Raw genomic sequence first — 23,886 nt, 5'->3', positions numbered from 1 at the left:
CAAAAACGACTTAAAATGCAGGACTTAAAGGTTGTAGAAGATAATAGAATGTCAAAATTATTGATAGGCTTACTTTTGGACGGAATAGGTATGATTTCGTTCAGTATTCCATTGATTGGTGAATTTTCAGATGTTATCTGGGCTCCAATTGCCGCTTTTATAATGACAAGAATGTATAAGGGAAGGGTGGGTAAAGTAGCCAGTGTTTTGACTTTCTTAGAAGAAATTATTCCTTTTACAGATGTAATTCCGTCATTTACGCTCACGTGGATTTACACATATTATTTTCAAAAAGAAGAAGAAGGAAAAATTTAATCTTTAAATAAAAAACCTAGCCCCATATTTTTCAGCATTTTCTTTTCGAAATTCCAAAAGAAGCGAAATTGTCCAAAAATGGCACCAATTGCAACCAGTAAAACCTGATAAATAGGGAAGATTATTATTAAGCGAATTAAAGTAAACCAGCCACCAAAATCTTCTTTGGTAATACCAATCCAAACACAAAAAGGTTTAGACAACCACGCAGATGCCGATCCGGTGATGGCAAAAACGATAAGTATAATAATGGCTTGTAAATTTGAGGTAATTCCCCAACGTTTCTTTAATCTATTCATTGCTATTTGTAATGATTACAAATATAGTAACATTATCTGGACGGAACATAACCCCAAAGCTTTTGTTTGTAAGTATTTTGAAAATAAATCATATAATTGTAAATAAGATAATTTACTTCGTATCCATAATGAATCTCTGGTCTGTAATCTATAGACATTTCGTATAAGTTTGGATTGTAACGTTGTGGCTGTGATACACGAATATTCCATTCTGTTACGTAGAAACGGTTTTTGTTTTCTAAATACGAAAGAGAATGATAATTTCTGGGATAAGCTCTCGTTTGCAGCCAATTGCTAAAGCCATTATCAATTATTATTACTTCATATTCTAAAGAATCATTGGCGATTCTAACGGTATCATTTGCTGTTTTTTTTACAGTATCTGTACTGGCAACATTTTTTGAAGCTGTAGAACATGCAATTATCGTAAGTAAAAGGACTAATATGGAAATACACTTTTTCATAAAATTTACTTTTATATTATAAATTTACGAATAATTAAGCAAAGGGGTTTTCTATTTAACAGTTTGTTGGAAAAGGTTCTGAGGGACTAAGCTTCTAAGTTGCTAAGATTTGGTTTAAAAATGAAAAAGCTGTTTGTAATCAAACAGCTTTTTAAAATAATATCTTAGCCTCTCAGTACCTCAGAAGCTTAGGAGCTTTTAAGATTTTCCAAACAATTTACCAAGTAAACCACCTATTCCACCGCTTTTTGTCAGGGCGGCAGCATCTGAAAGATCTACTTTACCGTCATTATTTTGGTCTAAGCCAAATTGCATTCCGTATTTAGAGATCGTGTCCATTATGTTTGAAGCTTGTCCGCTGTTTCCTGCTATTGAACTAATGATATCAGAGATTTGAAAACTACCATCGTTTGGATCTTTTGCTTTGTTTACTAAAGAATTTAAAACTTGCGGAATCATGCTTGCAGCAACACCTGATGATGCAGCGCCACTTAAACCAAATTTCTCGCCCAGGCTTCCACTTAGTTGTTGTGTAATTTGTTGTACAACAGGATTTGAACTGTCTATTGGTGAGGATCCGTTAAACAAACCTGCTAATTGTTCTGCGCCGCCTTCTGAAGCGATTTTTTGCAATCCTGAAAATATCGAAGAACTTGTTTCGTTGATAACCGCTTCATTGTGTTCATTTGGTATAGCAGTGTTGTTTACAACAGCATCACCTCCGTATTGCTGTACTAATTGAGTTAATTGTTCAAACATGATTTTAGAGTTTTAAATTATACAACAAAATTAATGAAAAAGGAAAGGTATTTACTACAAAAATTATAATAAACACCCATAAAGTTAATCTATTTTTTAATTACTCGGCTCGACAAATTCAAGAAATTATCTAAAACCTTATTTATATGACCTTAAATTAAAGCCAATGTTAAGGTTTTAGTATTTTGGCATTTTTACTTTGCACCAGGTTGTAACATCTTCAGGATTAAATCCGGGACAATTATGAATGTTCTTTTTAGGAAAAAACAAAACAGCATTATCAAATGTGCTCAAATTGAAATAATAGTTACTGTAATCTTCTCCATATCTCCACACATCACTTGAGCCCTCATTGCCAACCGTTTCACTAAAAGTAAAAATAGAAGATTGATCAGGGATAAAATATTCTTTTTCTATAATAAGAGAAAATAGATTAGCAAAGATCGAAGTACAGAACAAAGGAATTGCAATTGTCAATAGAATCAGAGGAATGATCCATTTGTATTTAGAGCTTTTTTTGTCTGTATTCATAGTATACTTTAAGTATTCGCGAAAATATAAAAAAAGAAAGGGATTTACTACAGGTACGTAGTAAATCCCTTTAATTAAATTTAATCTATTTTTCTTAGCTCAACAAAGTAATAATTTGTGAAGCTAATTCTGTTCCAATTCTGTCTTGCGCTTCTCCAGTCGCCGCTCCAATGTGTGGAGTTAATGAAATTTTAGAGTGCATTAAGATGGCCATTTCTGGTTTTGGCTCGCTCTCGAAAACATCTAAACCAGCAAAAGCAACTTTTCCTGAGTCTAAAGCTTTTACTAAAGCAACTTCATCGATAACACCGCCACGAGCGCAGTTTACGATTCCAACACCATCTTTCATGATAGCAAGTTCTTTTTCTCCAATGATGTAACCATCCTGAGCAGGAACGTGTAATGTAATAAAATCAGCTTCTTTAAACAATGATTCTAATGACTGAGAAACAATTGTTGTTGTGATAGACTGACCGTCAAAAAACTCCACTTTTACATCTACTTGTGGAATAAAACTATCAGCAGCAATAACTTTCATACCTAAACCAAGCGCCATTTTTGCAGTAGCTTGTCCAATACGTCCGATACCAACAATTCCAAGAGTTTTACCTCTTAATTCTGTTCCGTTTGCATACGCTTTTTTCAGACCATCAAAGTTTGAATCTCCTTCAAGAGGCATATTTCTGTTTGAATCATGTAAGAAACGAACACCAGAAAATAAGTGTCCAAATACTAATTCTGCAACAGATTCTGAAGATGAAGCCGGAGTATTGATTACATGAATTCCTTTGCTTTTAGCATAATCAACATCGATATTATCCATACCAACACCACCACGACCAATGATTTTAATACCAGGACAAGCGTCGATAATGTCTTTACGAACTTTAGTTGCACTACGAACTAAAACTACGCTTATGTTATTTTCGTTAACAAAATTAGCTACTTGTTCCTGAGCTACTTTTGTAGTTATAACTTCAAATCCGCCTTTTTCTAAGGCAAGAATTCCACTTTTAGAAATTCCGTCATTTGCTAATACTTTCATTGTGTATATTTTGTTTATTTGGTTAATCGGTCTAACTGTTTAATCGTTTATACGTTTAATTGTTTTATCGATGAACCAACTATTATAGTTTTTCTTTTTGGGTATTTTCTAAAGGAAATCTTTTACGATTAAACAGTTAAACAAATTAACGATTAACCAAAAAAAATGATTAAACTTTAGATTCAAGTGCCTTCATTACATCCACTAATACCTGAACACTCTCGATAGGCATAGCGTTATAAATAGAAGCTCTGTATCCGCCCACAGAACGGTGTCCTGGTAATCCTGAGATATTTGCAGCTTTCCATAAAGCGTCAAAAGTTTCTGCATGATCCGGGTTGTTTAATAAGAAAGTAACATTCATTTTAGAACGATCTTCTACAGCTGCAGCACCTTTAAATAATGGATTTCTGTCGATTTCAGCATAAAGTAATGCTGCTTTAGCATTGTTTAATTTTTCAACAGCAGCAATTCCGCCTTTTTCTTTAATCCATTGTAAAGTCAATAAAGATACATAAACAGCAAAAACAGGAGGAGTGTTGTACATACTTTCTGCCTTGATATGTTTAGCATAATCTAACATACTAGGGATTGTTCTTCCGTTTTTCTCCAAAATTTCTTCTTTAACCACAACAAGAGTTGTTCCTGCTGGTCCCATGTTTTTTTGAGCTCCGGCATAGATTAAATCAAATTTAGAGTAATCTAATTCGCGTGAAAAGATATCAGAACTCATATCGCAAACAACTGGAATGTTAGTTGCCGGGAATTCGTTCATTTGAGTTCCAAAAATGGTATTGTTACTAGTACAGTGAAAATAATCAGCATCACTTGGTATTTCGTATCCTTTTGGAATATGGTTATAATTTTCTTCTTTCGAAGATCCTACGATTACAGTTTCACCAAAAAGTTTAGCTTCTTTGATTGCTGCGGCTGCCCACGTTCCTGAATCTAAGTATGCTGCTTTTCCGTTTTCTTTCATTAGGTTGTAAGGAGCCATTAAGAATGCTGTACTTGCACCACCTTGTAAAAATAAGGCTTGGTATCCTTTTCCCTGAAGTCCTAATAATTCTAAAGCAAGGGAGCGAGCTTCATCCATAACGGCAACGAAATCTTTACTTCGGTGCGAAATTTCAAGGATAGATAATCCTGAATCATTAAAATTTAAAATTGCTTTTGATGCCTTCTCAAAAACTTCCTGAGGTAAAATACTTGGTCCTGCGCTGTAGTTGTGTTTTTTCATGGTTTTTGTTAATAGTCGAAAATTTTAAAGACGCAAATTTCGACAATAGGAGCCGAAAAAGCGATAAATTATTCGAAATAATTGAACATATTTTTAATTTGTTGTTAACAAAAACGTTATAGTATCAACGTTATCTGCATAATCCCACAAGCGAGGATTTTGAGTTTGTCCGAATGATATGCTGTTTTTGATTAAGTCATTGCTTACAATGCATTGAATTTGCTCAGAATCAGCTTCAAGACGAGTTTGTAAATCATCGATGTTTTCGTAAAATTCATAAAAAACACTCGAAATAGGAGATGCGTAACTCGGATCTTCTTTTATCGTTAGGAAACCATTATCTAGTAATTTGAAGTTGCTCATTAAAAATACTGCTTTGTTGTAATCATAATTGTTAGCATATTTTTCGTAATGAATAACATCCTGATATTTAAACATTGCTTCAAAAAAAGCATCAAATGAATAACCTTTTGGAACAAAAAGTTTAGAAACATTTCGGCATCCTAATCCAAAGTAACGGAAAATGTCTTCTCCTAAAGCTTCTAAATCTTCTTTTGATTCTTTACCGCTTAAAACTGCAACAGAATTTCTATTTTTTCTAATGATGGAAGGTTTGTCTTTAAAATAATATTCAAAGTAACGTGCCGTATTATTGCTTCCGGTAGCAATTACAGTATCAAAGTTTTCTAATTTACCTTCGACAAAAGTGATTTTATCTTTTAGGCTCTCATCAGCAGCAATTAAATACTTCGCCAGAAAAGGCAACAAATGCTGATCATTTGACGAAGTCTTGATTAAGGCTTTATTGCCACTGATCAAAACAGCTAAAAAATCATGGAAACCAACAAGCGGAATATTACCGGCCAAAATTAAAGCAACAGTTTTTTCTGCTGAAGCGTTATCAAAAGTATATTCAGAAATCCATTTTGTAAGGTTCTCTTCCGTTAAAGCTTCGGCCCATGATGCTATGGCAAAATAAACCTGTTCTGGTGTATACCAGCCATTATGAGATTGTGATAAATGAATAAGTTCTTCAAATTTATCAAAGAAGATTTCGTTATTTAATACGTTAGATTTTTTAACGGATCCTTCTTCAGAAAATTGACTTAAAAATTTCCCTAATTCAACAAAAACACTTTTTTTTGTTTCTAATGTCATAATGTTTGTTTATGAATTGTTTTGATTGTAATTTTGCACAAAAATAAGGATAAATAAGTCGAAAGACAAAAGTCCAAAGTCGAAAGTCCAAAGTTGAAAAGACTTTAATACTTTTACTTTAATACTTTCAAACTTTATGACAGACTTTATGACTTTATGACTTTATGACTTTTAAACTTTAAGACTAAAAAAGATGGCAATTATTATAACTGACGAATGCATTAATTGTGGGGCCTGCGAACCAGAATGCCCAAATACAGCAATATATGAAGGAGCAGATGATTGGAGATATAAAGACGGAACAAGTCTTTCTGGAAAAGTAATTTTACCTGACGGAACTGAAGTTGATGCTGAAGACGCTCAAACTCCAATTTCTGATGAGATCTATTACATTGTTCCGGGAAAATGTACAGAGTGTAAAGGTTTTCATGATGAACCTCAATGTGCTGCTGTATGTCCTGTTGATTGTTGTGTACCAGATGATAACCATGTAGAAGATGAAGAAACCTTGTTGAACAGACAAGCATTCTTGCATGGCGAATAATATTTCTAAGATTTAAATTTTAGATATTAAAAAATCCTGAGTGTTGAACTTAGGATTTTTTTTTGCTTATTAAAGTATATTTTTTTTATATTGCACTGGTACATAATGATTTATTTTGTTAATTTGATGAGAATATTTAATAAAATAGCCTATGAGGAGACTGATACTTTTATTTTTCGTATTATCAAGTAGTATTGTTTTTGCTCAGAAAACGGAGTATTCTATAATTGTAAGAGATATAGAAACGCAATTACCAATAGAAAATGCTACGGTTGTAATAATGAAAACGAAGCAGATTTTATTAAGTAATAAAGAGGGAAAAGTTACTTTTATGCTTTTAGGTGGTTCTAATGTCGAGGTTTCTAAAACGGATTATGAAACGCAGATGTTTCGCTGGACATCTTTAGACGGAGATCAAAAATTTGTTGTTTACCTTGCAGGTAATAATAAGTTAGATGAAATTGTAGTTTCTAAAGAATCCCCACAAAAAACACTTCAGAAAATTGTTTTCAATTCCAGAAAAAAACTGGCAACATCTTATCGGTTAAAAGTATTTGTACGAGAGTTTTTTATGCTAGATAATAAATACTCTTATTATAATGACGGGCTGGTGAATTTTCAGTTTGCTGTGAATCAGAAAAAATCAAGAACTACTATATTGGTTGAACAAAACAGGTCTTATGGTTTATTAGAAAAAGATGTCAGTTCGGATTTAAAAGGATATAATCTGAATAATATCATGGAGAATTATTCAAATTTAAAGTGTTTTGACCCCATTTTAAATGTAAAAGCCAAGAAAGATTATCTCTTTACAATAAAAGGACATCCAAACAATAAAAATTATTATATCATGTCTGTAACACCTCTTGAAAGTGCAAAAGACGCAATAGATAATTTTGAGATTGTTTACGATCCAATAAAGAAATTAATTGTAGAATTGACAGTAGATATTGCACCAAAGGATCTGGATAAAATTGTTGAAAATACTGCGATAAATGCCAAGAACATAACAAGATCATACGTTAAGCTGAGTTTCAGGATAGAGGGAGAAAATTATTATTTACTGAATTCAAATGAAGAAATAGCTTATAATCTTATTTTAAAGGATGAAATAAAGAAAATTCAGGTTCGCAATAGTTTTACAACGACTAATTTCAACAGACAAAATTTTACTTATAATGAAAGTGATGTTTTTAAAGAGAAATCACTTTTTAATAAAAAGAATAAAATCCTGACCAATTATTGGGATATATCTGGATTTACTGCAACTGAAGAGGAAAAGGCAATTGTGAGTTCTTTGGAGTTTAAAATGTGAGGAAGTGAAGAGTGAAGAGTGAAGAGTGAAGAGTGAAGAGTAAAGAGTAAACTGTTAATTGTGTTTTGTTTTTATTTATATAAAAAAATCCTGAACTATTCGTTCAGGATTTTGTGTTTTGCATAAACTATAAATAATATTGTCAGGCTGAGCGGAGTCGAAGCTCTAACAGCAAAGTTTCTTATGTTTCTTTTTATTATGGATATGGAAATATTAGAAATTAAATCCAAGTCTTGCATAGTAGTAAGCTCCGCTGAAACCCATTTGTACAGCATCCCAGTAACCACCAGCCTCTGTGTTTCCTTGTTCGTCTTGTTTAGAAGGATATACATTGAATAAGTTGTTACTTCCTATGCTTAATTTCAGGCTTTTAGTAAATTGATAGCCTAAAGTTAGATCGGTTACTAGTCTAGGGTTGTAAACATCATCTTCATCTGCATAATCAACCAAAACTACTTTGCTGAAGCGTGTAAAAGCTAAACCTGCGTCAAATTTACTTTTTGAATAAGTAAGGTTTAAACCAAATTTACTGTCTGGAGCAGATGCTAATAAAAAGGCTTTTTCGCGTTTTCCGAAAAAAGTTGCCTCATCTAAATCGCCGCTCTTTACTTTGTCGATTTTCATGTCATTAATGTTACCAACCAGTGTTGCACCAAAATTTCCGAAGTCAAATGCTTTTTTCCAGGAGAAAACTAAATCTAAACCGTGAGTACTCGTGTCAACTCCGTTAGCAAAAAACTGAGCCGAATCAACACCAAGGTTTAAACTGCTTGCATCAAAATATCCTGTTAATACGATACGGTCTTTAACTTTAATATAGTAACCATCAATCGTTGCTGTAAAATCGCCATAATTTGCAGTTAATCCCAAAGAACCGTTTACCGCTTTCTCTTCGTTTAGTTTTTGAATGCCAAATGCTTGTGTAACCGGGCTATCGTTTGGTGCCAGTAAAACTTCCTGAGCTCCTTGTGCATTAAAATTTGTAAAGTGCAGGTTGTAATAAATTTGAGCCAATGATGGTGCACGGAAACCTGTACTAATAGACCCTCTGGCATTAATATGATCTGTAATTTTTAACCTTGAGGCTAATTTTCCATTAAAAGTACTTCCAAAATCGCTGTAATTTTCAAAACGAACGGCACCGCTCACCATTAACGCTTTTGTTACATCTAACTCCGCATCAGTATAAAGAGAAAAGTTTGTTCTGTTTTTGTTTACTGTATTTAACGGGCTGTATCCAGGAAAACCTTGTGATCCTCCAGGTCTTGGTTCGCCCGAAATTGGGTCAATCGGAGGGCTTTGTGTTGTTGGATCTGTTATAGCCTTTCCATTAACATCGTAAGTAGCATAAGAGCCTTCTTCTCCTGCGAAAATTTTAAATTGTTCCACTCTAAATTCTGTTCCAAAAGCGATATTAAAACCTTCAAGGATACTATCGTAGTTTTTAGAAATATCAAAATTGGTAGTGTTTTGAAGTAAGCTATGGCCTCCGGCATCAAACTCATGAGGAGATTTTTCTTCAAGAGAAGCATTGATTGTACCTTTTATATCGTATTGAAATTTGTTCATTCCAAAAGTATTACTCAAATCAAATTTCCAGCCACCTCCGGATTCTGTTCTAATTCCCGCAGCAACCGAGTTGTCATTGATTTTTGATGTGATTCTTGGTGTATAACCACCCGGATAAACTGATTCTACAACTCTTTCACCATCATTTCTTGTAAAAGCATAAGCATCTGTATCTCTAAAATTACTGCCTCCAAAAGCATAAAATTCTGTTTTATCAGCAATTGGAACAGCAAAATTGGCAAATAAATTAACGCCCTGCATTTCGGCATCACCAAAACCTTTTCTAAAGTCATAAGCAGGTCTTAATGTTTTGTTTTTGCTTATAAATTCTCCTGTAAAGTTGGCATAACCACCTTTAGTTCCTAAAGCAATACCGTAATTGGCAGCCACTTTTACAGAACCTCCATCAAAATCCTGATTTTTTCCGTATGAATTTCCATTTCCGTTTTGGTCTAATCTGTAGCCTTTGGTATTTGGAGTCCCTGGAAGAAAGTCACCTTTTGCATGCGTATTAGAAAATCCGTAAGTCACAGAACCTGTAAGTTCATTTACATTGTCATTAGTCACAATATTAATAACTCCCGCAATCGCATCAGAACCGTATTGTGCTGCAGCACCATCACGCAGAATTTCGATTCTTTTAATAGAAGCCGCCGGAATAGCATTCAAATCTGTTCCCGTATTTCCACGTCCGCGAGTACCAAACAAATTGATTAAAGACGATTGATGTCTTCTTTTCCCGTTAATCAAAACCAAAGTCTGGTCAGGTCCCATACCTCTTAAAGAAGCCGGATCAACGTGGTCAGCACCATCAGAACCCGATTGTTTGTTGGCGTTAAAAGAAGGAGCAACGTATTGTAGTAACTGATTAATTTCAATTTTACCACTTTGTGTTGTAACATCTTTTACATTAATAACATCGATTGGAACTGCTGAGTTTACAACGGTTCTCTTTGCGCTTCTGGAACCTACAACCACAACATCATTCAGAATCTGGCCATCACTTTCGCCCAGAACAACATCTAGTTTGTCGCCAGAAGCTGTTTTTTCAATGGTCGAAAATCCTACATAGCTAAAAACCAAAGTCGCACCTTCTTTTACTTTTATTCTAAAGCTACCTTCAAAATCGGTAGATACGCCATTTGAAGTCCCTTTTTCGACAATATTCACACCAGGAAGTGGTGCGCCGGTCTTGTCTTTGACGACACCCGAAACTTCTTTTTGTGCAAAAAGAAATGCTGAATTCAGCAGAAATAAAAATAAAGCAAGCTTTTTCATGGTTATTGGTTTTTTGGTTTGTTTTTTGTTGATTAGTTTTATAAAAGTAATATTTTTTAACAAAAATTTAATATAATGTTTAAAAATTTTCAACTTATGCTTTAAAATTATTTTAATGCACATTTTTACTTCGCTTACGAGCTATTAAATCTTATATTTGCAAAATTTTAAGGCCAAAAAATATTATTTTGGCAGAAAATGAAAAGAAACACGTAAATCATAATTCATTAAACTACAATGTTTAATGTTTAGACCTAAATAAACAAGGTCGGCTAAAATAAATAGAAACAACAGATGAAAGCAGGAATTGTAGGATTACCAAATGTTGGAAAATCAACATTATTTAATTGTTTATCTAATGCAAAAGCGCAAAGTGCCAACTTTCCGTTTTGTACAATCGAACCTAATATTGGTGTTGTAAACGTTCCGGATCCAAGAATCAATAAATTGGAAGAATTGGTAAAACCAGAGCGCGTACAAATGGCAACTGTAGATATCGTAGATATTGCAGGTTTGGTAAAAGGAGCAAGTAAAGGTGAAGGTCTTGGAAACCAGTTTTTAGGGAATATTAGAGAGTGTAACGCAATCATTCACGTATTACGCTGTTTTGACAATGATAATATTGTGCACGTTGACGGAAATGTAAATCCAATTCGTGATAAAGAAACGATCGATATCGAATTGCAGTTAAAAGATTTAGAAACAATCGAAAAACGTTTAGAAAAAGTAAAACGTGCTGCAAAAACAGGAAATAAAGAAGCTCAGACAGAAGAAGCTTTGTTAAACAGAATTAGAGAAGCTCTTTTACAGGCAAAATCGGCAAGAACTATCATTCCTCAAAATAATGATGAAGAAGTTTTAATGGAAGCTTTCCAATTAATTACAGCAAAACCAGTTTTATATGTTTGTAATGTTGACGAAAGTTCAGCTGTAAACGGAAACAAATATGTAGATCAGGTTCGTGAATTAGTAAAAGATGAAGAAGCTGAAGTGATTATTCTTTCAGTAGGAGCAGAGGCAGATATTACAGAGTTAGAAAGCTACGAAGAGCGTCAGGTTTTCCTTGAAGATATGGGATTAACAGAGCCGGGTGCATCAGTTTTAATTCGTGCAGCTTACAAATTGCTTAAGCAACAAACTTATTTTACTGCTGGTGTAAAAGAAGTTCGTGCCTGGACAATTAATATTGGAGCAACTGCGCCACAAGCTGCCGGAGTTATCCATACAGATTTCGAAAAAGGATTCATCCGTGCAGAGGTTATTTCATATGAAGATTACGTTCAATATGGTTCTGAAGCAAAAGCAAAAGAAGCTGGAAAATTTAAAGTTGAAGGAAAAGAATATGTTGTAAAAGATGGTGATGTAATGCACTTCCGTTTTAACGTTTAGTCTTTTTTAGAAGAAAGAGTAAAGAACATAGAGAATAGACTAAAAAACTGCTGGAGAGATTCAGCAGTTTTTTTTATGTTTTTAAATGAGAATAGAATCCGTTTAAATCTGCGCTTTCGCGAAAGGGAATCCGAAAAACCCATGTACCATTTTTAGAAAATAAAAATTTTGGCTCAAAAATTGGTTATAGAAAAATTAACCAATTACTAATCTAATAAACCAATTAAAAATGTTAAAAAAATCTTTCAGATTTCTAGGCTGGGCGCTTTTCGGAATCTTCAGTTTTCTTCTTTTGTATGTAGTATCAGTTTATCTGATTTCTAAAATTACAGTCAACTCAGATGTGGCTCAGGTTGAAGAACAAAACGGAATTCCAATTTACATTCTGTCAAACGGTGTTCATACAGATGTAGTTGTTCCAATAAAAAATGAAATCAAAGACTGGCGAAATGAGATTCAGTTCAGTCAGACACAATCTAAAGATTCCTTAATGAATTACGTTGCTTTTGGCTGGGGAGATAAAGGATTTTATCTTGACACACCGGAATGGTCAGATTTAAAGGCAAGTACGGCTCTTAAAGCTGCTTTTGGAGTTAGTTCATCAGCCATGCACACTACATTTTTTAAACAATTAAAAGAGGGTGAGGATTGCAAGCGTATATTAGTTTCAAAAGAAAACTATCAAAAACTGGTGATTTATATTTCGGGTAGTTTCAGCGACCCAGCCCAACCACAATGGATTGAAGGTCACAGTTACGGAAAAAAAGATGCGTTTTACGAAGCAAAAGGAAGTTATAGCCTTTTTTATACCTGCAATACCTGGGCCAATAGTGCCTTAAAAGCGGCAAATCAAAAAGCAAGTTTATGGACTGTTTATGATAAAGGGATTTTTTGTCATTATAAATAAGAGAAAATGAAAAACACACTTTTGATATTTGTTTTATTGATTCTCATAAGTTCATGCAAAAAAGCTGATATGCCTGCTTGTGAAGGTTGTCTAGCTTTCTATTTTGAGAATCCACAGCCTGATAATGATTCTGAGTTGGACCGTATTCCTAATAAGTTCAGAGGATTGTATGTAAATAATGATTCGTCTTTTATTAGAATTGAAGAAGACAGAATTTTAAAAGAGCAGTTTTTTAAATTTAAAGTTCATAAACTAAAAATGGATTCCTTAAAAGCTGAGTATGATATAGTAGGTGGAAAATTAGTTACTAAAGATACAAAAGATAAATACGATATAAATGTAAAAGGAGATTCAATCGAATTGTCTCAAAAGTTGATTGATACATTGTTCAGATTTTCACTCAATCAAAAAGCGAAACGCATTGATGGACAATTAGTCTTAAGCCGAAAAGATTCAATTTTCTGGACAGTTCAGTTTCTTTCAATTGAAAAAAATATAATTAAGTTTAAGACTCTTTATGAAAACGAAGATTTAAAAAAGCTTGATTCTGTCACTAAAGTAAAAGGAAAAATGCTGGACTCAACTTCGTATTTAATTAAATCTGCAAGAAGTGAATTTAAAAGCATTCTGAAAATTAAAAATCTCGGTTACGATCAAAAATATCAAAAAGTATCGAAATAAGACATGGGAAAGATATAAGATTCTGGTAGAAAGCAAGAATTTAGAATTTTTCATAATTGCTTAAATTTGAGAGAATATCAAAAAATCAGTAAATGAAAAATCAAAATATCTTTTCAAAATCATGGTATTTGCTAAAAACAACATTTTTAGAATTCAATGATGATAATGCCATAAAATTAAGTGCGGCGTTGTCTTATTATACCATTTTTGCGTTGCCTCCTTTATTGATTATTATCATTACTATTTGTGGTGTCTTTTTTGGGGAAGAGGCAGTTACAGGTCAGTTATATGGACAAATCAACAGACTAGTAGGAAACAATGCAGCAGTACAGATTCAGGAGGCAATCAAAAATGTTCAATTATCAGATAGCAATGTTTTTGTTACAGTTTTTGGTGTTGTTATGTTGTTAATTGGTGCTTCGGGAGTTTTTGCAGAAATTCAGAGTTCTATCAATTATATTTGGGGATTACGCGCAAAGCCAAATAAAGGCTTAAAAAAGTTCATTCAAAACAGAATTATGTCATTTTCAATGATAGTTACCGTTGGGTTTTTGATGTTGGTAAGTTTAATGCTAAATGCGACGCTCGATGTTTTAAATGCACGTTTAAAACTCTATTTACCAGACACAACTGTTTATCTTTTTTATATCATAAATTTAGTTATTGTTTTAGCCAGTATAACATTGCTTTTTGCAATTATATTCCGAACTTTACCAGACGGAGTTATCAAATGGAAGGATGCTTTTATTGGTGCTTCCTGCACGGCAATTTTGTTTATGATAGGTAAATTTGCTATTGGGCTTTATTTAGGAAATTCAACTATTGCAAGTGTTTATGGCGCAGCAGGTTCAGTAATTATAATATTAGTCTGGGTGTATTATTCGGCTATTATTTTGTACTTTGGAGCTGAATTTACAAAAGTTTACGCGAAAGCTTTCGGTGGGAGTATTTCTCCAAATGACTACTCGGTAGAAATACAAAAAGAAATTTTTGAAATTGAAAGCACTTAAAAATAAATAAACCATGTAAGTTATATAAATTCATTTAAAATTCTTTGTCTTCAATTTAAGAAGTTAAACTTACTTATATAACTTATATGGTTTCAAAAATATAAAATACCACGATATGAAAATTATAGCTTTTGGAGGAAGTAACAGTACACAGTCAATCAATAAGCATTTGGCGACTTATGCTGCAAGTTTGTTTGAAAATGCCAATGTTGAAGTTTTAGATTTGAATGATTACGCAATGCCGTTATTTAGTGTTGATCTTGAAAAAGAAGTTGGGCAGCATAAAATGGCACATGCATTCTTAAGCAAATTGAAAGAAGCTGATATTTTAGTGGTTTCAATGGCTGAAAATAATGGGAATTATTCTGTTGCTTTCAAAAATGTTTTTGACTGGAGTTCTCGTATCGAAAAAGATATTTTTCAGCATAAACCAATGTTACTATTAGCAACTTCACCTGGTGGAAGAGGAGGAGCTTCGGTTTTGGGAATTGCACAGAATCTTTTCCCACGTTATGGTGCTGAAATAAAAGGATCATTCTCGCTTCCGTCATTCAATAGTAATTTTGATTTGGAGGAAAATAAAATTTCAAATATGGAGTTAGATAAAGAACTGAAAAACATTATCCAATCAAGTTTCTAAATCAATGCCATTAAAAAAGATTGCCTTTATATTTCTTTTGATCAACAGTATTTTTTTGAACAATACATTTGCACAGAAAATTAGTGAAGTTGATAAAATCGTTGCAAAATATCCAAAAAGCTTTGCTACAACCGAAAAACTAGCAGAGCAAATTGAAAAAGATTTTAATTCGGATTATGACAAAGCACGAGCGATTTACAGCTGGATGGCTTTTAATATGAAGTATGATTTTAATGCCTTTTTGAATCCGCCAAAAGTGCAGGGCTTTAGTTATTCTACTGAAGCTGAAAAACAACGAAAAATAAAAGAATTAAATGATAAAATGCTTCAAAAAGCATTTAAATCTCAGAAAGCTGTTTGTGAGGGTTTTACTGCATTATATCAGCATTTGGCTTCTCTGGTAGGGTTAAAAGCAGAAGTAATTCGTGGAGATTCTAAAACCAGATTAGCAGACATTGGAAGAAAAATAACATCTTCGAATCACGCCTGGAATATGGTTTTGATTGATAAGAAATGGTGCCTGATAGATGTAACCTGGGGACAGGGATATTATGACAGTAATAAAGGGAAAATGGTCAATGATTTTACATCCATTTATTTTGATACGAACCCAGATTATTTTTTTGCTAAACATTTTCCTGATTCAGGAACCTTTCTTGGTGAACAATTAAGTAAAGAGGATTATCTCAATGGACCTTTGATTTACAATAAAACCATAGAAGAAGATTATAAAATAAAAACTCCTAATACTGGAACAATCAGGTCAAAAAAAGGAGATAAAATAACTTTTGAAATTAAAAACATTTCAAAATCAGATCAGATTTTTTATTTGAATAAAAAGAATAAGCCAGTTATTATTCAGAATTCAAAAGAGAAACGCGATGGTTTAGAATTTCAGATTCTTAATGATGGTAATCTGGGGGAGTATATTACTATTTTTGTTAATACAAATAGTGTAGTTTCTTTTAAAATTGTTTCGAAATAAATTAATCAAAAATGTCTTCGGATAGAATTTTCCTGTTTTGCCAAATTGCCGTATCTTAGCAAGGAATGATCTGAATTTAATTGCTATGGAAACCACTTTTTTGAAGTCTATTTTAGATAATGATTTCTATAAATTTACAATGCAGCATACTGTAATAAAACTTTTCCCAAAGGCAAGAGTTCGTTATGGTTTTATAAATAGGGGAAAACATGTTTTTCCGCCTGGATTTGCAGATTTACTTCGAAAATCGGTTGACGCAATGGCTGATTTGCGATTGACTAAAGAAGAAAAACTGTATTTATCTCATTATTGCCCTTATTTAGATCCTACGTATTTCGACTTTTTGCATGGTTATATTTATGATCCTTCTGAAGTTCAAATTAGCCAGGAAGGATCGGATATAAAAGTTACTGTAGAAGGTTATTGGTATCGTACTATTTTATGGGAAGTACCTTTGATGGCATTGATTTCGGAGCTTTTTTATAAATCCAATCATTTAATTCGTCTAAATGACGAAGCCGTAGAAGAGCTTACCAAGAACAAAATTGATAATTATAACAAGCTTGGAGTTTCGATTTTAGAATTTGGTACACGACGTCGTCACTCTTATGATGTGCATGTTTTGGTAAATGATACGCTTCGGAAGTTTGGTTCAGAAAGTTTTATAGGAACCAGTAATGTACATTTTGCAATGGTTAATAATATTCGTCCTTTAGGAACTCATGCACATGAATGGTTTATGTTTCATGCGGCGCAATACGGTTTTAAGATGGCTAATTTTATGAGTCTTGAGCACTGGACACAAGTTTATGGAGGTGATTTAGGAATTGCCTTGACAGATACTTATACTACTGAAATTTTCTTTAGCCAATTTGATAAAAAATATTCTAAACTTTTTGATGGAATTCGTCATGATAGTGGAGATCCAATTGAATTTGCACAAAAAGTTATTTCACATTATACTAAAATGGGAATTGATCCGCGATCAAAAGTTATTGTTTTCTCAGATTCTCTAAATTATGATAAAGTAAAAAGTATAACAGATTTTTGTAAAGACAAAATCAAGATGTCGTTTGGTATAGGAACCAATTTTACCAATGATGTAGGTTTGCCATCCATGAATATGGTTATAAAACTAACCGAAGTTAAACTTGAAAACAGACATTGGGAAGGGGTTGTAAAACTTTCTGACGAAAAAAACAAAAATACGGGAACTCCCGAAATGATTGCCCTGGCAAAAGAAGTGCTCGGAATCAAATAGGATTTTTTTGTTTCATCACTTGTTTTTTATATTTTTAAGGGTTGTATTTTTTAAAATCAATTTAAATAGATTTAAAAGTTGTTATTATTCATAACAAAAGAAAAAATACGCTTTCATTTTTTGCCGATAAATGGTACATTAGCCAAAAATCCAATTCACCTTATGCTAGAGCAAAATCAATATACCGAAGATAATATCCGATCACTCGATTGGAAAGAACATATCCGTATGCGTCCGGGAATGTATATCGGAAAATTAGGGGACGGTTCTTCGCCGGATGATGGTATTTACATTCTATTAAAAGAGGTTTTAGATAACTGTATTGACGAGTTCGTAATGGGCTCCGGAAAAACTATTGAAGTGACTATCAAGGATAAAACGGTTTCTGTTCGTGATTACGGACGTGGAATTCCGTTAGGGAAAGTAGTCGATGTAGTTTCAAAAATGAATACAGGTGGAAAGTACGATTCTAAAGCTTTCCAGAAATCAGTTGGTTTGAATGGTGTCGGAACAAAAGCAGTTAATGCACTTTCCAATTATTTCAGAGTAGAATCTGTTCGTGATGATAAACAAAAAGCAGCGGAGTTTTCTGCAGGAAATTTAGTTTCAGAAGAGGATATAGTTGATACTACAAAGCGTAAAGGAACAAAAGTAACCTTTACACCGGACGAAACGATTTTCAAAAACTATAAATTCCGTTTAGAATATGTAATTAAAATGGTTAAAAACTATTGTTACTTAAACAATGGTTTGACTATTATTTTCAATGGAGAAAAATATTATTCAGAAAACGGACTTCGTGATTTATTAGAAGAAACAATTAGCGAAGATGATTTAGAATACCCAATTATCCACTTAAAAGAGCATGATATCGAGGTTGCGCTTACGCACAGTAAAACGCAATATAGTGAAGAATATCACTCTTTTGTCAACGGTCAGAACACAACACAGGGAGGAACGCACTTAGCAGCCTATCGTGAAGCTGTTGTAAAAACGATTCGTGAGTTTTATAATAAGAATTTCGAAGCATCAGATGTTCGTAAATCGATTGTGAGTGCGATTAGTATTAAAGTAATGGAGCCGGTTTTTGAGTCTCAGACCAAAACAAAATTAGGTTCTACAGATATGGGTTCCGATGACGGAACACCAGCAGTTTCTGTTCGTACTTTCGTTAACGATTTTATCAAAACCAAGTTAGATAATTACCTGCATAAAAATCCAACAACTGCGGAAGCTTTATTGCGTAAAATTTTGCAGGCTGAACGTGAGCGTAAGGAATTATCAGGAATTAGAAAACTGGCAACAGATCGTGCTAAAAAAGCGAATCTTCATAATAAAAAATTAAGAGATTGCCGAGCGCATCTTCCAGATACCAAAAACCCAAGAAACTTAGAAAGTACGCTTTTTATTACCGAGGGAGATTCGGCTTCCGGGTCGATTACAAAGTCGCGTGACGTGAATACTCAAGCGGTTTTCAGTTTACGTGGTAAGCCTTTGAATTCATACGGAATGACGAAAAAAATTGTGTATGAAAACGAAGAATTCAATTTACTGCAAGCAGCATTGGATATCGAAGACGGACTAGAAAAATTGCGTTACAACAACATCGTGATCGCAACAGATGCCGATGTCGACGGAATGCACATTCGTTTGCTTTTAATTACTTTCTTTTTGCAGTTTTTTCCCGAATTAATCAAAGAAGGGCATTTGTACATTTTGCAAACTCCCCTTTTCAGGGTTCGAAACAAGAAAGAAACGATTTACTGTTATTCTGAAGAAGAAAGGAAAGACGCGATCGAGAAACTAAAGCCAAAACCAGAGATTACCCGATTTAAAGGTTTGGGAGAGATTTCGCCAGACGAGTTTAAAAACTTTATTGGAGACACCATCCGCCTTGATCCGGTTATGATGGACAAACATACTTCGATTGAGCAGTTGTTGTCTTTCTACATGGGTAAAAATACACCGGACAGACAAGAGTTTATTATCAAGAATTTGAAGGTTGAGATTGATGAGCTTGAGGAAGCTTAGAATTTTTTAATTTTAATTTGATGAAGAAACTTTTAGTTTTAATAATTATTTCAAGCTTAATTTCATGTAATAAAAATAAAGGTTTTGAAGATGAAATTAAAGACGAAAAAGAATTAGATTATTCTGATGCTTTTGAATTTAAATTGGAAGCGATTAAAAAGGTTGAATTATTTTCTTATCCAGATAGATTAGCTTGGGATACATTAAGACATAGGGAAGAAATTATTCGAAACAATAAGATTGATTTTGATAGTTCAATGATCAATGAAAAGGTTGCATTATTGAAAGAAACTCAAATAAAAAAAATATTTGAATTGATTAAAAATCATTGTAAAGTTGAAGGTGATGTTGCTCCTTATTCAAGTTGTTATATGCCAAGAAATTTAATTCTCTTTTACAATAATAGAAATAGAATTATAGGACATATTGAGCTTTGCTTTGAATGCGGAACTTCTGAATCTTCTAATAATATTAAGGAAAATTGGGATTATTGTAAAGATGATGTAAAAGATTTTTTTAAAAAAGCAGGTATCAAATATTTTGTTGATACAGAAGAAAAGGAAGAAAAAGAAAGATTGTTTTTGGATAGTTTGAAAACAACTAAAAAAATAAAAATTTAATAAAGTTCTAATATTTTAGAATAGTAAATGTCAGACGGTCTTCAAAATAAAGTTATTTTTCAGCAAGTTGCCGAGTTATTGCAAAATGCCCGACAACAGGTTTTACGTACCGTAAATTCAACAATGACAATTACCTATTTTGAAATAGGAAGGATTATTGTTGAAGAAGAACAAAATGGAAAAGACAGAGCTGAATATGGTAAACAACTCTTACAAAGTCTTTCTCAACAGTTGACAAAAGAGTTTGGTAAAGGTTTTTCAGTTGATAATTTAAGTAATATGAGAAAGTTTTATTTGACTTTCTCAATTTCCGAGTCACTGACTCGGATTTTACAAATTAAAAAAACGCAGTCAGTGACTGCGGAATTTAATAAAGTAGATTATCAAACTTTGGCTTCATTTTTTAAATTGACATTTACCCATTATGTCTTTTTAATGCGAATTGAAGATGAAAAGGAAAGACGTTTTTATAAAATCGAATCTGAAAAACACAATTGGAGTGTTCGTGAATTAAAACGTCAATACGATACGGCACTTTACACAAGATTGGCTTTAAGCAGAGATAAAGAAGGAATTTTAAAACTTTCAGAGCAAGGTCAGATTATCGAGAAGCCAAAAGATATTATCAAAGATCCTTATATACTTGAATTTTTAGGACTGCCAGAATTACACCAATATTCTGAATCGCAGTTATAAGAAGAAATCATTAGTAAACTAGAACATTTTTTGTTAGAATTAGGTCATGGTTTTACTTTTGTTGCAAGACAGGAAAGAATTACTTTTGATGATAAACATTTTAGAATTGATTTGGTTTTTTATAATAGAATATTAAGATGTTTTGTTCTTATCGATTTGAAAATTGGTGATTTAAAACATCAGGATTTAGGTCAGATGCAAATGTATGTCAATTATTACGATAGAGAAATGCGATTGGAAGATGAAAATAAAACTATCGGAATTGTACTTTGCCAGACTAAAAGTGAAGCTGTAGTAAAATATACTTTACCAGAAAACAATGAGCAAATATTTGCCAGTAAATATAAGACCGTTCTACCAAGTGTTGAAGCTTTAAAAGAACTACTCGAAAACAAATAGAATTATAATTAGATATAATTAAATGAAAGACGAAGAAGACGATAACATAATTCCAAACGACGACGAGAATAATCAAGATGAAAACCTGATGGATGATAATCAGGATGGAGATGATGATGATATTATAAGCGTAGACGCGAAGAATTTCGAAGGAGCGCATTTTTACGAAAATCAGGAAGAAGAAGGAGAAGACGTTATTACCAAAGTAACGGGAATGTACAAAGACTGGTTTTTGGATTATGCTTCGTATGTAATTCTGGAGCGTGCAGTTCCTGCTATCGAGGACGGATTCAAACCTGTTCAGCGTCGTATTATGCACTCTTTAAAAGAGCTGGATGATGGTCGTTATAACAAAGTTGCCAATGTTGTTGGTCACACCATGCAGTATCACCCACACGGAGATGCGAGTATTGGTGATGCGATGGTACAAATTGGTCAAAAAGATTTATTGATTGACTGCCAGGGAAACTGGGGTAATATTTTAACGGGTGACGGAGCAGCAGCTTCGCGTTATATTGAAGCACGTTTATCCAAATTTGCTTTGGAGGTTTTATATTCTCCAAAAATTACCGATTGGGGTGTTTCGTATGATGGTCGTCGTGCAGAACCAAACAATCTTCCGGTAAAATTCCCATTACTTTTAGCGCAGGGAGCGGAAGGTATTGCGGTTGGGCTTTCGACGAAAGTTCTTCCTCATAACTTTAATGAGCTAATTGATGCTTCGATTAAAATTTTAAAAGGAAAAGCATTTACATTATATCCTGATTTCATGACACAAGGTATTGCCGATGTGTCAAATTATAATGACGGACTTCGTGGTGGACGTGTGCGTGTGCGTGCTAAAATTTCGCAATTAGACAAAAATACATTGGTGATTACGCAGATTCCGTTTTCGACCAATACTTCGAGTTTAATTGATAGTATTTTGAAAGCCAATGATAAAGGCAAAATCAAAATCAAAAAAATTGAAGACAATACTGCTGCCGATGTTGAAATTTTAATTCATCTTTTTCCAGGTGTTTCTCCAGATAAAACAATCGATGCATTATTTGCTTTTACAGCCTGCGAAACATCTGTGGCACCTTTAGGTTGCGTTATCGAAGATAATAAACCGTTGTTTATAGGGGTTTCTGAAATGTTGAAAATATCAACCCACAGAACCGTTGATTTACTTCGTCAGGAATTAGAAATTCAGCTTGAAGAATTAAAAAATAAGTGGCATTTCTCTACTTTAGAAAAGATCTTCATTCGTGAAGAAATGTATATTGACTTCAAATTATACGGAGACAGAGAATCACTTTACAAATATTTATACGACCGATTTGAGCCTTTCAAAAAATCATTTGTTAGAGAAATTACAGACGAAGATTTACAGCGATTGACTCAGATTCCGATGATTCGTATTACGCGTTTTGACTCTGATAAAGCGGATGAATTGATTTCGAGGTTAGAAGAAGAAATGAAAGAGGTAGAGCATAATCTGGAACATTTAACAGATTTTGCCATTGCTTATTTCACCAAATTAAAAGAGAAATACGGAAAAGGCCGTGAGCGCCAGACTGAACTTCGTGTTTTTGATAACGTTGAAGCGACAAAAGTAGTTTTACGTAACACAAAACTATATGTCAACCGTGATGAAGGCTTCGTTGGAACGAGTTTAAAGAAAGACGAATACGTAGGCGACTGTTCTGATATTGATGATGTTATTGTGTTCTTACGAGACGGAACATTGATGATCACAAAAGTTGATGCCAAAACGTTTATTGGAAAAGATATTATACACGTTGCAGTATTCGATAAGAGCGATAAACGTACGATTTACAACATGATGTATCGTGATGGAAAATCAGGTCCTTCGTATATTAAACGTTTTAATGTTACCGGAGTAACTCGTGACAAAGCTTATGATTTGACAAACGGAACAAACGGTTCACAGGTGGTTTATTTTTCTCATAATCCAAATGGAGAAGCAGAGGTAGTAACCATATTATTGCGTCAGATAGGAACAATTAAAAAACTGAAATTTGATATTGATTTTGCTAAACTGGCCATTAAAGGACGTGGATCAAAAGGAAATTTAGTAACGAAATATCCGATCAAGAAAATCGAATTAAAGGAAAAAGGAATTTCTACTTTACTGCCGAGAAAAGTTTGGTTTGATGATACTGTAAAACGTTTAAATGTTGATGCGAGAGGTGAATTATTAGGTGAATTTAAACCAAGTGATAAAATCTTAGTAATAAGCCAGACAGGCAAATTAAAAGTCATAATTCCGGAATTATCGACTCACTTTGAAGAAGATATGATCGTTTTGGAAAAATGGAAACCTAAGAAACCAATTTCGGCCATTTATTATGATGGAGAAAAAGAGCGCTATTTCTTAAAACGTTTCCTTGTTGAAAATGAAGGAAAAGAAGAAAGTTTTATTACAGACCATCCAAACTCACAATTAGAGATTGTATCAACAGATTATCGTCCGTTGGCACAGTTGGTTTTTGCAAAAGTAAAAGGAGTTCAAAAAGAAGATCTGCATATAGATGTTGAGGATTTTATAGCTGTAAAAGGTTTTAAAGCTTTAGGAAATCAATTAACGGCAGATAAACTAAAACAAGTTAATTTGTTAGAACCGCTTCCGTATGAAGAGCCAGTTGAAGAAGTTCCGGAAAGACCAGAGATATCCGATGATGATCCTGTTGAAACAGAATTAGACGACGATGGTCAGATAGGTTTGGTTCTAGACTAAAATAAAT

Annotated in this window: 23 protein-coding genes; 15 read left to right on the top strand and 8 right to left on the bottom strand. The window is 33.3% G+C overall.

Translation table 11 applies throughout. The features are described from left to right. Positions 1-15: 15 nt before the first annotated feature. Positions 16-315: a hypothetical protein gene (locus tag OLM51_RS15685; protein ID WP_264551540.1), complete on the top strand. Its 300-nt coding sequence runs from the start codon at positions 16-18 to the stop codon at positions 313-315. On the opposite strand, the gene OLM51_RS15680 is transcribed toward OLM51_RS15685, so the two are convergent. The 7 genes from OLM51_RS15680 to OLM51_RS15650 form a co-directional block, all read right to left on the bottom strand. Further along, positions 312-614 (bottom strand): DUF6787 family protein, encoded by a 303-nt coding sequence (locus tag OLM51_RS15680; RefSeq protein ID WP_264551539.1) that lies wholly within the window; start codon positions 612-614, stop codon positions 312-314. The two genes, OLM51_RS15685 and OLM51_RS15680, sit on opposite strands and share 4 nt — an antisense overlap. Positions 615-646: 32 nt before the next feature. Continuing rightward, positions 647-1,078 carry a DUF6146 family protein gene (locus OLM51_RS15675; RefSeq protein ID WP_264551538.1) on the bottom strand — a complete coding sequence of 144 codons (432 nt, stop codon included), beginning with the start codon at positions 1,076-1,078 and terminating at the stop codon, positions 647-649. A gap of 198 nt (positions 1,079-1,276) precedes the next feature. Further along, entirely contained in the window at positions 1,277-1,837 is a 561-nt protein-coding gene (locus OLM51_RS15670; RefSeq protein ID WP_264551537.1) for a hypothetical protein, read from the bottom strand. Between the two features lie 177 nt (positions 1,838-2,014). Then, positions 2,015-2,368, bottom strand: a complete 354-nt coding sequence (locus tag OLM51_RS15665) for a hypothetical protein (protein ID WP_264551536.1) — start codon at positions 2,366-2,368, stop codon at positions 2,015-2,017. A 94-nt stretch (positions 2,369-2,462) separates the two neighbouring features. Continuing rightward, entirely contained in the window at positions 2,463-3,413 is a 951-nt protein-coding gene (locus OLM51_RS15660; RefSeq protein ID WP_264551535.1) for a D-2-hydroxyacid dehydrogenase, read from the bottom strand. A gap of 169 nt (positions 3,414-3,582) precedes the next feature. Further along, a complete protein-coding gene (gene serC, locus OLM51_RS15655; RefSeq protein ID WP_264551534.1) occupies positions 3,583-4,653 on the bottom strand; it encodes a 3-phosphoserine/phosphohydroxythreonine transaminase in 1,071 nt (356 codons plus the stop codon). Between the two features lie 93 nt (positions 4,654-4,746). Beyond that, entirely contained in the window at positions 4,747-5,811 is a 1,065-nt protein-coding gene (locus OLM51_RS15650; protein WP_264551533.1) for an acyl-CoA reductase, read from the bottom strand. 193 nt (positions 5,812-6,004) lie between these two features. On the opposite strand from OLM51_RS15650, the gene OLM51_RS15645 reads away from it, so the two are divergent. Together OLM51_RS15645 and OLM51_RS15640 are read left to right on the top strand one after the other, a co-directional pair. Then, positions 6,005-6,355 carry a 4Fe-4S dicluster domain-containing protein gene (locus tag OLM51_RS15645; protein WP_133524920.1) on the top strand — a complete coding sequence of 117 codons (351 nt, stop codon included), beginning with the start codon at positions 6,005-6,007 and terminating at the stop codon, positions 6,353-6,355. A gap of 151 nt (positions 6,356-6,506) precedes the next feature. After that, a complete protein-coding gene (locus OLM51_RS15640; RefSeq protein WP_264551532.1) occupies positions 6,507-7,670 on the top strand; it encodes a hypothetical protein in 1,164 nt (387 codons plus the stop codon). Positions 7,671-7,883: 213 nt separating this feature from the next. Here OLM51_RS15640 and OLM51_RS15635 read toward each other — a convergent pair whose 3' ends face one another. Next, positions 7,884-10,517 carry a TonB-dependent receptor gene (locus tag OLM51_RS15635; protein WP_264551531.1) on the bottom strand — a complete coding sequence of 878 codons (2,634 nt, stop codon included), beginning with the start codon at positions 10,515-10,517 and terminating at the stop codon, positions 7,884-7,886. Positions 10,518-10,811: 294 nt separating this feature from the next. Between OLM51_RS15635 and ychF the strand changes: the two genes are divergently transcribed. The 12 genes from ychF to OLM51_RS15575 all read left to right on the top strand — a co-directional run bounded on the left by ychF (position 10,812) and on the right by OLM51_RS15575 (position 23,879). Then, positions 10,812-11,906 (top strand): redox-regulated ATPase YchF, encoded by a 1,095-nt coding sequence (ychF, locus tag OLM51_RS15630; protein ID WP_089052424.1) that lies wholly within the window; start codon positions 10,812-10,814, stop codon positions 11,904-11,906. A 229-nt stretch (positions 11,907-12,135) separates the two neighbouring features. Beyond that, positions 12,136-12,813 (top strand): TIGR02117 family protein, encoded by a 678-nt coding sequence (locus OLM51_RS15625; protein WP_264551530.1) that lies wholly within the window; start codon positions 12,136-12,138, stop codon positions 12,811-12,813. A 6-nt stretch (positions 12,814-12,819) separates the two neighbouring features. Next, on the top strand, positions 12,820-13,494 hold the full coding sequence (locus tag OLM51_RS15620) for a hypothetical protein (RefSeq protein ID WP_264551529.1): 675 nt from the start codon (positions 12,820-12,822) through the stop codon (positions 13,492-13,494). A 92-nt stretch (positions 13,495-13,586) separates the two neighbouring features. Beyond that, positions 13,587-14,504 carry a YihY/virulence factor BrkB family protein gene (locus tag OLM51_RS15615; RefSeq protein ID WP_264551528.1) on the top strand — a complete coding sequence of 306 codons (918 nt, stop codon included), beginning with the start codon at positions 13,587-13,589 and terminating at the stop codon, positions 14,502-14,504. 115 nt (positions 14,505-14,619) lie between these two features. After that, positions 14,620-15,144: an NADPH-dependent FMN reductase gene (locus OLM51_RS15610; protein ID WP_264551527.1), complete on the top strand. Its 525-nt coding sequence runs from the start codon at positions 14,620-14,622 to the stop codon at positions 15,142-15,144. 55 nt (positions 15,145-15,199) lie between these two features. Beyond that, a complete protein-coding gene (locus OLM51_RS15605; protein WP_264551526.1) occupies positions 15,200-16,129 on the top strand; it encodes a transglutaminase domain-containing protein in 930 nt (309 codons plus the stop codon). An 85-nt stretch (positions 16,130-16,214) separates the two neighbouring features. Further along, positions 16,215-17,390 (top strand): nicotinate phosphoribosyltransferase, encoded by a 1,176-nt coding sequence (pncB, locus tag OLM51_RS15600; RefSeq protein WP_264551525.1) that lies wholly within the window; start codon positions 16,215-16,217, stop codon positions 17,388-17,390. Positions 17,391-17,552: 162 nt separating this feature from the next. Further along, positions 17,553-19,421, top strand: a complete 1,869-nt coding sequence (locus OLM51_RS15595) for a DNA topoisomerase IV subunit B (RefSeq protein ID WP_264551524.1) — start codon at positions 17,553-17,555, stop codon at positions 19,419-19,421. Between the two features lie 20 nt (positions 19,422-19,441). Beyond that, positions 19,442-20,041 (top strand): hypothetical protein, encoded by a 600-nt coding sequence (locus OLM51_RS15590; protein WP_264551523.1) that lies wholly within the window; start codon positions 19,442-19,444, stop codon positions 20,039-20,041. Between the two features lie 27 nt (positions 20,042-20,068). Continuing rightward, on the top strand, positions 20,069-20,737 hold the full coding sequence (locus OLM51_RS15585) for a DUF1016 N-terminal domain-containing protein (RefSeq protein ID WP_264551522.1): 669 nt from the start codon (positions 20,069-20,071) through the stop codon (positions 20,735-20,737). A 30-nt stretch (positions 20,738-20,767) separates the two neighbouring features. Further along, positions 20,768-21,136 (top strand): DUF1016 domain-containing protein, encoded by a 369-nt coding sequence (locus OLM51_RS15580; protein ID WP_264551521.1) that lies wholly within the window; start codon positions 20,768-20,770, stop codon positions 21,134-21,136. Positions 21,137-21,158: 22 nt separating this feature from the next. Next, positions 21,159-23,879 carry a DNA gyrase/topoisomerase IV subunit A gene (locus OLM51_RS15575; RefSeq protein ID WP_264551520.1) on the top strand — a complete coding sequence of 907 codons (2,721 nt, stop codon included), beginning with the start codon at positions 21,159-21,161 and terminating at the stop codon, positions 23,877-23,879. Positions 23,880-23,886: the final 7 nt, after the last annotated feature.

The organism is Flavobacterium sp. N2038, from assembly GCF_025947185.1.
Lineage (GTDB): Bacteria > Bacteroidota > Bacteroidia > Flavobacteriales > Flavobacteriaceae > Flavobacterium.
This window is presented reverse-complemented; position numbering and strand designations above follow the sequence as displayed.